Source organism: Cryobacterium frigoriphilum (assembly GCF_004403305.1).
Lineage (GTDB): Bacteria > Actinomycetota > Actinomycetes > Actinomycetales > Microbacteriaceae > Cryobacterium > Cryobacterium frigoriphilum.
Genome location: NZ_SOHE01000085.1, coordinates 1 through 14,095, shown reverse-complemented (window position 1 = coordinate 14,095; position 14,095 = coordinate 1). Strand labels below are relative to the sequence as shown.

The window sequence follows — 14,095 nt, the reverse complement described above, 5'->3', positions numbered from 1 at the left end:
AGCACGCTGAAGACAAACGCGGTCCCTAGACGCTTTGTCGACGAGCGGGCGGGCGCAATTCACAATCTGAACCCGCGCAACACGCCTGCGCCGAGACACGCCACGCTATTCCGAGGGCCGGCCAACCCTGAGGGCCGGCCCACCGGGTCGACCGGCGCGCTATGCGCGCAGGCTCAACCAGCGAAGCCGCGCCGGTTGAGCCGCGACGAAGGAGCGGTCGAAACCGAGTACGCCGACCCCCAGGGCCGGCCCACCGGGTCGACCGGCGCGCTTCCCGCGCCGGCTCAACCAGCGAGATCGGCCAGTTTTGAGACGTCGAGCAGCTTCTGCCGAGGCGGGTTTCGGTAGATTGCCCTGAGCGGAGCATCATCGGGATGGTCAGGCACCGGGCAACGCTACTTCACAAGCAAAGTGCCGGGTGCCCAGATGATTCCCTGCCTGCTTTGGCGTTCGTGCACTTCGTGAACCGCCGCTAGAGCTTCGTGGGCGTTGGACACAACGGTCACGTCCAGGCCGCGATCAACCAAATCTTTTCCCCAGGTTTGTTGAAACACAGCCCGACTGATGATCAGGGGGCGACCATGCTTGACCGCAGCCTGCGCTTGAACGCGGGTGCCGGACTTCTCGCCCGCCTCTGCGATAACGGTCATGGAGGAATAGGCGCTCATCACAACATTGCGCATCGGGAACGTCTTGGGCGACGCCGATGCGTCTGGATGGAATTGAGACAGTAACAAATGTCCGTTGGCGATAGCTTCCTGCAGTCCCGCGTTCTCTTTCGGGTACTGGCGATTCAGCCCGGTGCCGATCACGCCGACTGTTCGATTACCAACGTCGAGCGACGCCCGCATCGCGGCGGTGTCAGTGCCACGAGCGAGGCCGGACACCACTGGTATCCCCTGCCGGCCAAGAAGCCCAGCGAACTCAATGACGAACTTCGTGGCGCCTTCGGACGGGGTTCGGGTTCCCACGATGGCGACCGAGCGGGCATCCGCTTCGTCTTGATACCCCCGCCAGTAAACGACCGGTGGAAAATCATAAACGGTGAGCATTTGCACGGGATAGGTGTCACTGAGATACGTGTCAGTGTGAATCCCGGAAGCCGTGAACGCAGCTATCGTCTGGCGAGACTCGGCCAGGGCCGCTATATACTCCTCGTCGATGAGGTAGGCAGCGAGATGCTCTTTTAGCGCCGCGTCAGCGCTGCCAGCACGTTCGAGTAGATCGCGAATCTGCGGCCACTTCAGCCGATCATCGCGAAGCAGGGCATACAGCGCCACATCCTCGAGATTCTTCTTGATATCGGTCACCTTGGCAGGCTACCGCCAACGTCCGACAGCGAGTGATGAAACCGCGCCGCGCACCCCCGGGAGTAGGTTCGATTTCCAGTTCAGTGTCCGCGGGTACCAGGTCGATTCGTCAAACGGGCTTCTTGAGGTCACACGTGGTGCACTGCAGCCAGTTGGTGCTGATCCGCTGAAGCGTGTATGTGCCGCAATCCGGGCACATGAATCCCTTGGCCACGGGGTTTCCTTTCGTGGGGTGCGCCGCCTCGGAATGAGTGGCCGACACCTCATAGTAGGCCCACGACAATCATGGCCTCGTCACGCTGATTCTGACCCCTAGTTCTAGGAGTCATAGTCGACGACGTCATGCTTGAAATTGCCGTGCAACGCCCGGAGCAGCCGGCCTCATGTGGCGGACACTCGTACCCACCGTCACCAGTTCACCCGAGGAAGGTCCACTGATCTTTAGTCAGCTGGCTAGTCGTGCTGGTCCCGCGTCAGTTCGCTCGGGTCTCCCGGATCGCCCGGAGCCAGGTCGAGTTGAGGGTCCAACTCGACCTCGAGATTGAAGTCAAGCTCGACGCTGGACGGCTCCCCCGAGAGCGACGGGTTCGGGTTGTCCTCGAGCACGATGTCCGTACTCTGGAATCGACCTGAGCCGCCTTCGATTTCGATCTCGATCACGGAGCGCGCGCGGATCGACGTTGAGGTCTCAAAATAGTGGTCATTGAGTTCACCGACGAGTTCGACATCGTCGTCTCCGTTCATGAAATAGTCGGCCTTGTAGGTGTTGCCCTCAATGGACAGGATCACGTCGGCCCGGGCGGTCACAATGTCGCCGTTCGGTGGGTCGAAGATGAAGTTCGATTCGAGGTCGATCGCGACGATCATCGCGCTCTCCATCGCCGACGGGTAGTCAAAGTGCACGAAGTCCGGGGGCCGATAGTCGCCGCCGTATCCGAGCTCGTCGTTAATTTCCTTCCCGACGAGCGCCTCGAGCGCCCCGGTGGCCACCCGCACTAACTCGGCGCGATGAGCAGCAGCGACCGCGTCCACGCGCAGCAACGACGCGAGGTGGCTTTCTGCCTCGTCCAGCGGGTTCGCTGCTGCCTTCGCCTCGGCTGCCTCAGCTTCGGCTGCGGCAACGGCTGCGTTGACGGCTTCGACAACGTTCGCGAGGGTGTCGATCACGACCACACGATCCCGGCCCATGCCGCGATCGTCGAGATCTCGGAGCAGATCGGCGTGAAGTTTCTGCTCGCTCACGTTCTTCGTGAGGAACCCCACGTCTCTCGTCACGAAGAAGTTCGTGTCCTCGGATTCGTCCAAAGCGACTGTCTCGAGCAGCGTCTCCCAGATGACGGCGTCGCGAAAGCCCAATGACTTCTTCTTCCCAGTTTCGATGAAAGGTCGCCGTCTCTGGAGGTCCCGGTCAACTAGGTCGCGGGTGATGTTCGCGGGAACGGGCGCAGCGCGGATACCGGTTCGCGCGAGCAACGCGTCACGCTCGACGCTGACCTCGTCGAGGAGCTGATCGAACTTCGCCCTAATGTCGTCGATGTTCACGAGCGACTCGACCTCACTCAGAGCAGCTTTTGCCTCGTCCCGCTGCTTCCCTAGGGCCTCGCGGTGTTGCCGCTCAAGCTCGTCGACGACGACCCGTGGAAGCGCCACCTGACACGAGCCGGCAGCTGCGAGCCCAATTAAGTTCTGCCCAGCGATGGAGGTCAACCATCGCGCCCCGTAGAACGCATTCGAGTCCAGGATGACGGTGATCATGGCTCCATCATGGCCGACCCTCGCCCTTCGGGAGAACGAACGCGCGTTCGGTCACTTCGAACCCATTCCCGAGCGGGTCGCCAAAAGACGATCACGGTAGGGATCGTCGTTTGTTGCTCCAATATCGCGCGGCCCCACCGCGGTCTGCATCGAACGGCATCCGAGAAGGGCGCCAGGAGTGTCTCCTGCGCTTAAAGGATGACCGAGTCCGATCTCGGTCGCCGGGCCTTCGCCGGGCCTTCACCGGCCTGGATGTGCCCACGGTCGCCAGTCGCCAACGGCAACGGCAACGGCAACGGCAACGGCAACGGCAACGGCAACGGCAACGGCAACGGCAACGGCAACGGCAACGGCAACGGCAACGGCAACGGCAACGATGTCATGCTTGAGCACTCACCGACGGACGGCCACACATTCGACACGGACGCCATGATCGACCGGAGCCTCCGCAAGATAATGTGTTTCCGAGCCAGCGCCGCGAGGCAAGATGCAAACAGCCTCAACTGCGCGCAGGTACAGGCTCGATGGGCCAATAGTGCTGAACCGGGCAACTCTGGTGCTTTCTCGAACGATCGATGGTGCTGAATCACACGATTGGGTGGGGCTCAGAGGTTCGAATACTCAGTCGGCGAAGAGCAGTAACGGTCCCTCCTCCGGAGAGAATTCGGCTGGCGGGCTCTATGCTCATGGTGAGATTGAGGAGAATGACCAATGACCAATGACCAATGACGGATGACCAATGACCAATGACCAATGACGGAATCCCAGCAGTCCGATCGGTGCTCGTTGACATTGATGTCTTCGACACCAACGGAGACATTATCTCCGACGACTCGTTGAGTTCAGGCGGTGCGCGTCGAGCCAACGGTTCCTTCACTACCCATTACAGGAACCCAAGGATTCCGGAACCGGCCGCGGCGGGGATGGCGGCTCTCCACAATTCCGACGAAGCTTTGCAAGGCGAGACCCAGATGCGGCGCTGGAGCGAAGCACAGGCAGCCGAAGCGTTGCGTGATCGCCGGCAGAAGGCGGTTCAGGCTGGTGGGGCGACGTTCCTCGAACAGATGGTCTATCCCCGAGTCGAACGGTGGTGGCAGACTCGAGGTCCAGACGACGTCAAGCGCGCCGGCCACTGGCTCGGTGCCCCATTTCACCTCGGCAGCGCCGTGGCGGCTCGAGTACCAGGCGATGCCCACGCCATGGAAGTCCCGCAGCCAAGGGACGAACATGTCCCGCGTAGCGAAACTGCCCACCGTCACGGTCGCCGATATCGTCCGGATCGATGAATACCGAAACCGGCGGTCCGCCTAGACATTTGTCGTCATCAGCCCTGGACGACTTCGTGCCAATGCTGGCTCGGTTCTTCCCCGAGGGCCAGCCCTTCAACGTCGAGATATAACCTGCGTAGGTGCTCATCCGACATGTCAAGAATCGGTTCGTACATGAAGGAATTGACGTGAATGTTCTCCGGTGTCATGAGCATGACGCCTTCAAGGGTCCTGATCGTCAGGACATTCGCCGGATTGGACTGTCGATATCGCTTAAGCAGAGCAGCAGTTTGATTTACCGCAATGTGATCCGTGAATGAAGGGTCGGCAATTTGCTCAACCATATATCGCTCAGCGGTAAGCCTTATCGCTATCGACATTACGATTTTATTCTCAAAGTTCACGCCGGTTTCGGCGACAAGGCAAATTGTCGCCTGCCGGAAGATCTCGTCAACGACAAATTCATCGGGGTCTTTCCAAATGCCGGTCACACCGAAAGTGGAAGCGAATAAATCATCCAAAGATTCTTGTGCAATCGCTGACGTGCCGACCTTCCAATGAAGCAGAGAGGTGAGTAGTTGGTAGCCAGGGTCTTCCTCTCCTTTCGTGTATTCAAGAATATTTCGGAGAAACGGAATCGACGCAATACGTTTCATCGGCGATTCAAAAAAATTTCCCTTCCAGTCCGTGATAAATGGATTCTTGATTCCTGCTGCCTGAACAAGGCGGACAGCTGCCTCACTCTTTTGAGCCATTAGGCAGTTGCCGTACCCGACAAAACGACTTTCGATAGTGCGAAAGAAATCGAAGTTGTGGGTCAGGATAATCTGTCGAAATTTGGGTTCTGATGAAATCTCCTTCAGATACTGAATGATCGCGTATTTGTTCTTGTAATCGAACGAATCGGCCAAGTCGTCAATCACGAACAGAGTGTGATTCTCTGAGCCTTTACGAGTCTCGATTTCGAAGAGAACGTTGAGGATATACAGGGCCTTCTTTTCTCCAGTGCTCAATACCTCCAGGAGAGCGCCCTTGTCGACGTCGGCAATTTCACCACGGTCTTCGAAATCAAAGCCGAGACGCAGAAGCGGCTCGCGCCCTAGCACCACCTCTTCACGGTTCTCGGCCTTTAATCGAAAAGGCACGAAGAATCGGTCATTGAAGATACTAATCACTTTCTCCCACTGGGTTTGCTGGCCACGGGCTGCACCCTCGATCTGCCTCTTTCTTTCCTCGGCCTTTTCATATTCTGCAAGCGCGACTTCCAGGAGTTCTGAGTGCTTCTTGATATAGGACTTCCACACTGTCTGGCGAAAGCTACCTACATTCTCGAGTAGAGGCAAGATATCTTCATGGTTTGACAGGTACGCATGAAAGTCACGAAAGGTCACGTTCTTATTTATTTGTTTCTCAACGTCCGCCAACTTTTTTCTGAGCTTGTCATCGCCCGAAATTTTCGCCTTTTCTGTGTCGATTAGTTTTTGAAGTTCCGCTTGGCTCACAACTTCCATTGGCGTCTCGGAATTCAGTAGCACTGAGTGATGTGCGCGAAAGAACCCATTGTCAGCGAGATTCTTGGTGACGTTCGCGGCGTTGTAGTAGTTGAAGGTTTGACGGCTGAAGTACGTGGAGGAATCCAGCAGTTCGTTGTAACGAGAAATGTATTCCCCGAGAGCACTTCGGAAGCCCGCCGTCTCGAGCAAAGCGACAACCTTGTCATCAAATATTCGATCGTATGGCAAGTCCGCGAACGGTAAATCTTCTTGTAAGCGCAGGTCATTTCGGATATGGGAAAGTGCCAGAAAAAAGCTGGCCTCATCATCGGTGAAGGTCCTTGAGATTTCCTTAGCAACGTCCTTGCGTGAACCTGATTGTTTGCCGAGCGCTGCGACGAGATTGGCTTTGGCGACCTCAATCACAGATTGGATCTGTTCGTACTCGTCACGCAAGTCCTTATTCACGAGAAGAGTCGAAGTAGTTTCTGTTGGACCGACCTGCTCGTCATATGACTGGATGACAACGACGTTCCCGGACGGGATTTCTGCGCCCGATTGGTCTCTAATCTCGCGCGTGGTGGCGCGCAGCGGAAATATTCGATCATGCGATTCCTGGCCGGCAGAGTGATCCGCGAATGTCCTAGCGAGAGATGACTTCATAACACCATTAGGGGCATAGATCGCGATGGCCCGCTTCCGCGAAAAGTCGAGTTCAGCGTTCAACCGACGAATGCCATAACAGTTCTCTAACTTTATTCGTAACTTTTTCACTAGTGCCACCCGACCATGCCCGCGGTCACGGGATTTCGAAGGATGTTGTGCCTCGGCCGAGCCCGCCGCGATCCCTGAACTGTGGTTCTTGAGTAGTGAATCATTCTTGGCATCTTCTCCCCCACGCCGAAGCGCGTTAACCCGTAATCTCTGCAGATTGCTGCTGGTTCCACCCGACCTACAACGCGCGACTCAACTGTCGCATCCTCTTATTCCCGAGAGCTAAACACGTTGGCCCACTACATATGACACATTAGACCTCATCTCCTAATCAGCCGAAGTTTTGGATGAAGAGCCTGTCGCAGGTGCCTGCAGCTGTGGATTTCCGTTCAGCCCGCACGCAGAAACTCCAAAGCCGTGCAAACCCAATCCACATGATGGGACAGCGTCCGCCAAAAGGGCCATCCTGACACTTAGTGGACATGGGGTAAGTGGCGACTTGAACTACCGCAGTCTTTAGCGAGTGGTGCATTTCATGGCTGACGGGGCTGACATCTCCGATCGAGGAGTACCAGCGCCGACGGCTGTCTCGGTCCTCGATCCAGGCGCCAACTTCCCGGGGACGCGGTCGAGAGTGGGCCACACGCGGTGGTAGTAGAACTCGGTCTTCAGAGTGTGTGTTGTGGTCAACTCTATGAATTCCGTTTCGGCACCGAAACACGGCCAAGTTGACGGCTGGTTTCCTACCAAAAGCCGTTCAGCGGCTTTCGCCGCGCCGCGCCTGTCGAAACTATCGCGCCCGTCACCTTGGTGCCATGGCCGGTTCAGCGACCCGGGTCGATGATGGAGACGTCTGTCAGGGCGAACGCCGATTGTGCACTGGTGCTGAAAGCCCGACCAAAAGCTTGGTGAGAAGGACCCCACGGGAACCGTGGATTGTTGCCTTCAGCACGAGTAATAGATTTCTGATTTATCTTTGTCCTCCCCTTGGCCGCCTTTCAAATCGAGCTGATAGGAGGCTGCAACGCGGCCTGAACCAGGACCTGCTGACTTAACTCGACACCGCTCGTTCGCAGCCCGGCAACTGAACGTTGCTCACCACAATTCACCGGGTCGGGAACTCGTATCTGGAATGCGCGATCGCTAAACGCTCCTGCCGACGCCGAATCCGGCGTACTCGTTCAACGTCACGGTGACGTCGTGGACGACTTCCCACTCATCCGTCCCACCAACGAGTGAGCCGTTGCCCACAGGATGGCTGCGCACTTGAACGCCCTACGCTTTCATCATGGGAATGAATGCTTTTGCAACTGGTACGAACTGGGATACGTTCTACCCCGACCTGATCGTCGGTGCCGTTACCGGTGTTGCTGTTGGATTTGTCTTGCTGGCCGCGCAGGCCATTTCACTGCGACGCAGGGGCCGTGCCGACTCGACTTTCGCATGGGAATCTCTTAAGCCGGCCGTATCCGGAGCCGCCCACCGTTCGTGGCTCAAGGACTTCGACAGTCTCCTCCCCATTCCGCTCCCCCTCCTCGCGCTCGATGACATCGCATCGCGTTGGCCGCTCGCCCTCTGGCAGAGTCACCTCAAGAAGTCCGACCCGGTGCTCGACTCCCTGCTTGTCATCACGAGGTTGCGCCCTCATTTCGAATCCTGTGCGGTCGAGCTTGAGTCAGCACTCGTAATGGACAGCATCCAATTCCTGGAACAGACATGGATGGCGGACCAAAACATCTGGCGCATCATCCGCGCTCGTGCCTACGGCGAGCAGGACAGCGCCGCCCACGAAACGTTCATCGGCGTGCAGAACGTCGAACTAATCGCCTACACCCGCGGCGTTGATCATCTACTCACCCTGCCGCGCCTCAAAGTAGCCATGGCCAGATACCAAGACGCGGCCGACTCGTACCTAATCTCCCTGACTAGATTGAGGCAATTGCTAACGGACGACGAAGTCTGAGTCCGCCAGCAAACATCTTGGCCCATGTCGGCCGTTGAGCGGCCCGCCAACCTTGAAATCATCTCGGGGCTAGTGCTGCGACCGACCGCGAATGTCGTGAAGTTCGGGCCACAGCTCAACGACGTGCGGGGGGATTGGATCGTACGACGCGATCAGGCTTGCTGCCAACAGCCCTTTGAGCGTCAGGACAAGAGCGGCGTCCTCCTGCTTGGCGAATCCCCGACTTTGAAGCGCAATCGATGCCTCCCGATACATGGGCATGTCCATCACGCGCCCCTCGGGTAGCCCCCTGTCGTAGGAAGCGATCAAATCCATTGCCAAAATATCGAACAGCGGAAAGCACTCTGCCGGCAGCCCCTGGACTCCATCAGCGATGAGTTGCCGGAGGACGGCTTCACTCGGCCAGGTTCGAATCAGAGTGGCCCGTGCTGCTCCCTGTTGCCTCAGCCCTGCAAATTGGGTAGCTGCCTCGTTCCGTGCAGCGATCAAGGCTCCTTGGAGTTGCTCAAAGCGTCCGTCGTCGCCAGTCGGTTCCCCTCGGTAGTTCACTGGAGGCTTCGTGCCGATCAGGAGCCCATCAATTAACTTGCCGAGCTGTACGCTGACCATGTCGCTAGTCCCAGCCGTGACCGTCTCAATCCTGGTGAGAAGTGACTTCGTGTCGCTATACAGCGATTGGGCTTCCGCATCCCGTCGATTGCTTATGTAGAGGTCGGCTATGAACACAACGATCTGGACCACGAATGCGAGTATCGCTAACACGAGCGCAACGGCGGCAAGTGTGTCACTACCGGAGAGCGCAACGACAGTTACCAAGGTTGTAAGGGCGGCGATTGCGACCAACGAAGCAGCCACAGCAATCGGTCGTAGGCCCAGCTTGAGGAACGGGTCCGCCTGAGTGATCGCTGGGAGTGGCATGATCGAAACTCTACTGGTTCCTTCCACTCATCCGTCTCCGCTACTAGCCGAGGTCAGCGATCACGGCGACGGCCTACCGAGGACCATCGGGGCTAGAGTCGCCGTGTGGAAACCGATCCTTTCGCCCTCCCAGCATTCGTCCTCGCGATCATCAGCCTGGCCGTAGCGACGATCGGTGCCCTAACAGGCGTCGCCGCTCTCGCATGGCAAATCGTCACACGGACTCGTGGTGCCCACCGGGTCTCGGTCAACGTCGCCAACTCGATGGTCCTCGACGAACATGCGCCGACCGTTGTATTGATCGGCGTGGAAGCCATCAACAGCGGGGTCTCTGCAGTACGCATCACGACGTGGGGAATGGAACTGCCCAATAAGAGCGGCGGCTTCGTTGTGGCGAACCCTCTTCACTACTCAACGCCACTGCCTCACCTTCTCGAACCTGGAACCAATGCCCACTTCTTTCTTGCTGCGGAGACCCTAGGAGCCAATATCCGTCACAACGCCGAACTCTCACCGAATCAACTGCGGGTCTTCGTCAAACTCGCGACTGGCCAGACTATCTATGCCAAGAAGACCGGCGTACCGCTCGCCGATGAGTTCTGGCGCTAGGCCCGCGACAGCACCCCTGGATCGCTAAGACTGGGGGCGCTGCGGCGCAGGGCCATCGGCGCTGCACTTCTACCAAGTTAGCGGCTGGTTCCTTCGGTATGGGGTTAGTGGCATCGCCGAGATCCACGGCCACCCGCGCTGGCGGCGCACCGCCTGAATGTGTAATATCCCTTCGATCTTCGAAGTCACGTAGGGATCGTTGGCGGAGGCACGATGGACGAAGAACCGGCAGCGGTTGTACGCCAAGCTGCCAGGCGACGTCGAGCGAGCTGACAACATCGAGATCCGACGCCGTTCAGGCCCCCAAAAATTACGAGCGACTGGCGACAATAACTAGATCGTCACCCACCGAGACGCCCAACCCCAGCCTTATCGTCGTCCGCGGAGACGCACAGCCAAAGAAGGGACCGACGTTGCGCGGGGATGGACCAATTCGGGATTTTGACTTTGCCTTACCTCCGCGTCCGCGCCTTTCACAAGACGCCGCATCCTGGCGGGCGCGATACGCTTCATAAAAGTGGCGGGGGCCAATCAAGTGAAACTCAATATATTCCGCATACCCGAGGACGAAGTCAACCTGCTGGAGGCTAAGCTTCTAAGCGTCGGAATGGCAATTCTCGGTGAGATTGACCAGGGTAAGTGGACAGGCAAACTGTTCTACGCCGAGGGCATTCCTGGTACGCCGGTTGCATGGGCGAAATACTTCCTGCCGTACTTTGAAGAAGGCACTGACCCGAAGAATACAAATCATTTTGCAGCCCTCATTTTCACATGTGAGACCGGCTCCTATGCTCTGAGTTTCGGAAAATCACACTTCTACTTTCGGCCATTCTGTGACCACGACTTCGGGATTGAACTGGCGAAGAGAATAGCCGACGAAGACGACGCCCGCGAGACCTCATCAAAGCGTTTCACCGGGCGGCAGAGAAAAGCTATAAAGAGCTTTTCAAGTGGAACTCACCTGAATTTTGAGAGCGGTGAATCTGTCGATTATATTTCCGCAGCAGTTCTCCCGGAGAAAACGAATGTTTTCGGCCGTACTGCGAAATTCGGTGCCTCCGTTATGTTGATTCCAGATATTAAATTTCATGAAATTGGCGCCCTCCTCTCGGAGATAGACGCGCAACGCGGGTTGGAGCCAAACTTTGCCCTGCCGCGCACGGTACTTCTTTCCGACCCAGCTGAGGTCGAGAAGTACGACGCACTCCTTCTCGACGAGCTGATGTCCTCAGCGGGTACCACAGAGTTCACCCAGAATTCCTACGACCTCTACGGCGTCGATTTTGTCTTCGGCAGCGTGGGGCACTATGTGCTCAAAATCGGCCGCCAGTCTAAGGACCTGACTCAGCTCACGATGCTTGAGTTGAAGGACTTCATTCGAGTCAATTCGATCCCGCGCGCGAGCATCCTAAGCATCAAGGTCGTCCATCACCAAGAAGATGGGCCCACGTATCAGAACGACTTGAAACAAGACCTAGACTTCATTCTCGATGATGATCGGGTGATACTTTCCGCCGGCCGATGGATGCGATTCAATCAGGACTATCTCGACTTCTTGGATGACTACGTCCGGTCGATAGAGGTCGAGGTGACCGAGTCTCAGTTCACCACGACATATTTGACTGAGCCAAATTTTAATAAGTCGGAGGAATTGGCTGAAGCTGGCTACGAGCTGGCAGACAAAGACTTTTCAATCTTCAAAACGAAGTCCGCGACCGCAATCGAAGCATGGGATCTCAAGCGCGGTGGCACTGTTTATGCCGTGAAGTTTGGCACATCTCAGAAACTGGGTTACGTCTGCGACCAGGCAATGGGTGTCCTAGAGCTGCTTCGCAACCGTGCCGCAATCAAAGAAGTTCCGGGTTTTGAGAAGTATTGTCTCTGGTTGGGCTACCGGGGAAAGTTGCTACCAGGGAACATCGCCGATACCGGATCCATCATCCTGAAACAGAAGATCGAGGGTTGGGCCCGGCAGGCTGAGAGCCTCGGAATAACTCCGGTCATCAAACTCAGTCACCGCCTGAGAGCAGGGATTGACGACGTCGAAGACGCGCCGGCAGGTATCCCATTGGCTACCGCGCGAGCGGACAACACCAGCAAGGTGCGCTTCCGGCCAACGTCATGACTTATGCCCTGCCCTCGTCGCCTCATTCGACGAGCCGACCCCGTGACGTCAAGGAGCCCCGTCACCCGGCAGCCCCAACCCACGTCAGGCCACGCCCAGTCCCGACGTTCAGCTGGAGATTGGCGCCACCACTCCTCTTACATACAGTCCTCCACCCAATACTTGCGTTTCGTCCGTTGGGAACCGGCCAATAGAGCGATAACTTTCCTGCCATCTGAGCGACCGGGAGTCTGCTGAGGTGAACGTCGGTAAGGAGATCTATCGGCGTCTCCTTGGTCGCCCCAAGCGTGGCCGCAGCTCCGTCCAGCCCTGCTCTCGCGCTGAATCAGCTGCTACGGCAGGTGCACTCGGCCATCGCTGTTTCGAGTCGCTCGGACTGCCACGGGCCGGTGCCGAAATGGCCGGATGGAGGTGATGAAATGGCCGGAATGACGTGCTGAAACGGCAGGTTCCTAAGAACTAACACACCAATACTCCTCGCACTCATCCGAGCACCACCGCCGCACCCACCAATCCGCCACCGCCGCTCCACACCGATTCCGGCGGCCAACCACCACATACCCACTGACGTCATCGTCGCCAACTTGTGCATCGCGTTTTTCGGGAACACGGTGACGCCAACCTAGACCTCACCCGTCCCAGCGAAACGGATGCGCCCAAGCCCGACACGGGGGTCACGCGCGTGCGCTCCTACACAGCCGCCTACACACGCATGCGCCCCCAACTGGGGAGATCCGCCGCAACCCACGTGCTGAGAAAATAGTGGGCGTATTCACCGTGCCTGGAGGCAACATGCAAAGCCACATCCTGTTCTCGACGACGTCATCTCGATTCACAGTATCTGAGGCACGCAAGTGAAGGCGCTCACGATCTACTTCCAGAAATTCCTCAGCCGTCTCAGAAACCCAGACGGACGCATCGCCCGCCGTTGGTACTGGATCGGCGGCGCGATCCTGATCGTTTCCCTCCTCACGATCCTCGCCGGAACCTTCTGGAGTCTCATCACGCTCATCGGCTTGGGCGCCCTCGTCGTCGGAATCGTCGCCGCCGTACGCGGCAGCGCGAGCTTCTTCCGCGTGCGCACTCGGTCAGCGGGCCGCGCCCTGCTCGTTGTCGGGGCAGTCGTGTTATTGGTGGGCTCCGCGGCCAATGCGGCGACCAGTCCTCAGCCCTCGCTTACCGATGCCTCCGACACGAAATCGGCCATGGCGACCAGCGAACCCAGCCAGGCACCCACGCCAACATCCGCTCGTGCTCCGAGACGCACGTCCACGCCCACGCCCACACCCGTGCAAACCGAATCCGAAGTACAGGAGTCCGCACCGATCCCCTTTGAGACGGCAACGGTCAACGACGGTGCAATCGATGTCGGTACAAGCGCCGTCACCTCAGCGGGCCAGGCAGGCACCCTGACCACCACATACCTCGTGAAATACGTCGACGGTGTCGAGGTCTCCCGATCGCTCTCAAGCGAAGAAGTAACCCTGGCCCCGGTCGCAGAAATCACAGCGATAGGCACCCGCCAGCCGGCCCCGGCGCCAGCACCCGTGCAAGCCGCCCCGGTAGGCAATTGCGACTCGAATTACGCCGACGTCTGCGTTCCCATCGCCTCCGACGTCGACTGCGCCGGCGGCAGTGGCAACGGGCCGGCCTACATCGACGGTCCTCTGCGAATCGTGGGTACCGACATTTACGACCTGGACCGCGACGGAGACGGAATCGCCTGCGACTCCTGACGTCACGGTGCCTCTAGGCACCGTGCGGCAAGACGGTGACGCCTCCCGAGCCTCCGCCTGCCACGGCAAAGAAGGATGCCCACAAGCCCGCCCCAGAACTGGGGTCCTACCCGCCCCACAACAAGCCACCGCCCACGCGATCCGCCTCCACGCCTCCGCTACAGTCCTCCCATGCACACCTGCAAGCTCTGCGATTACCCGACA

The 14,095-nt window shown here is 58.1% G+C and carries 10 protein-coding genes; 5 read left to right on the top strand and 5 right to left on the bottom strand.

The window, feature by feature from the left end:
• Window positions 1-395: 395 nt before the first annotated feature.
• Window positions 396-1,310 (bottom strand): DNA-processing protein DprA, encoded by a 915-nt coding sequence (locus tag E3T55_RS18775; protein ID WP_134521067.1) that lies wholly within the window; start codon window positions 1,308-1,310, stop codon window positions 396-398.
• 453 nt (window positions 1,311-1,763) lie between these two features.
• Window positions 1,764-3,065 (bottom strand): PIN domain-containing protein, encoded by a 1,302-nt coding sequence (locus E3T55_RS18770; protein WP_134521066.1) that lies wholly within the window; start codon window positions 3,063-3,065, stop codon window positions 1,764-1,766.
• Between the two features lie 198 nt (window positions 3,066-3,263).
• On the opposite strand from E3T55_RS18770, the gene E3T55_RS20390 reads away from it, so the two are divergent.
• Window positions 3,264-3,650: a hypothetical protein gene (locus tag E3T55_RS20390; protein ID WP_166791839.1), complete on the top strand. Its 387-nt coding sequence runs from the start codon at window positions 3,264-3,266 to the stop codon at window positions 3,648-3,650.
• Between the two features lie 257 nt (window positions 3,651-3,907).
• Here the strand turns inward: E3T55_RS20390 and E3T55_RS18765 are convergent, their stop codons facing one another.
• A complete protein-coding gene (locus E3T55_RS18765) occupies window positions 3,908-4,324 on the bottom strand; it encodes a hypothetical protein (RefSeq protein WP_166791840.1) in 417 nt (138 codons plus the stop codon).
• Between the two features lie 65 nt (window positions 4,325-4,389).
• A complete protein-coding gene (locus E3T55_RS18760; RefSeq protein ID WP_198418608.1) occupies window positions 4,390-6,489 on the bottom strand; it encodes an ATP-binding protein in 2,100 nt (699 codons plus the stop codon).
• Window positions 6,490-7,828: 1,339 nt separating this feature from the next.
• On the opposite strand from E3T55_RS18760, the gene E3T55_RS18755 reads away from it, so the two are divergent.
• Window positions 7,829-8,503, top strand: coding sequence for a hypothetical protein (locus E3T55_RS18755; RefSeq protein WP_134521063.1), 675 nt, complete (start codon window positions 7,829-7,831; stop codon window positions 8,501-8,503).
• Window positions 8,504-8,572: 69 nt separating this feature from the next.
• Here the strand turns inward: E3T55_RS18755 and E3T55_RS18750 are convergent, their stop codons facing one another.
• Window positions 8,573-9,421 (bottom strand): hypothetical protein, encoded by an 849-nt coding sequence (locus tag E3T55_RS18750; RefSeq protein WP_134521062.1) that lies wholly within the window; start codon window positions 9,419-9,421, stop codon window positions 8,573-8,575.
• A 105-nt stretch (window positions 9,422-9,526) separates the two neighbouring features.
• On the opposite strand from E3T55_RS18750, the gene E3T55_RS18745 reads away from it, so the two are divergent.
• The 3 genes from E3T55_RS18745 (at window position 9,527) to E3T55_RS20895 (ending at window position 13,891) form a co-directional block, all read left to right on the top strand.
• Window positions 9,527-10,030, top strand: coding sequence for a hypothetical protein (locus tag E3T55_RS18745; protein WP_134521061.1), 504 nt, complete (start codon window positions 9,527-9,529; stop codon window positions 10,028-10,030).
• 517 nt (window positions 10,031-10,547) lie between these two features.
• The gene (locus E3T55_RS18740) at window positions 10,548-12,155 is read left to right on the top strand and encodes a DUF6119 family protein (RefSeq protein ID WP_134521060.1); all 1,608 of its coding nucleotides are present in this window, start codon (window positions 10,548-10,550) and stop codon (window positions 12,153-12,155) included.
• 854 nt (window positions 12,156-13,009) lie between these two features.
• Window positions 13,010-13,891: a G5 domain-containing protein gene (locus tag E3T55_RS20895; RefSeq protein ID WP_241993151.1), complete on the top strand. Its 882-nt coding sequence runs from the start codon at window positions 13,010-13,012 to the stop codon at window positions 13,889-13,891.
• Window positions 13,892-14,095 lie beyond the last annotated feature (204 nt).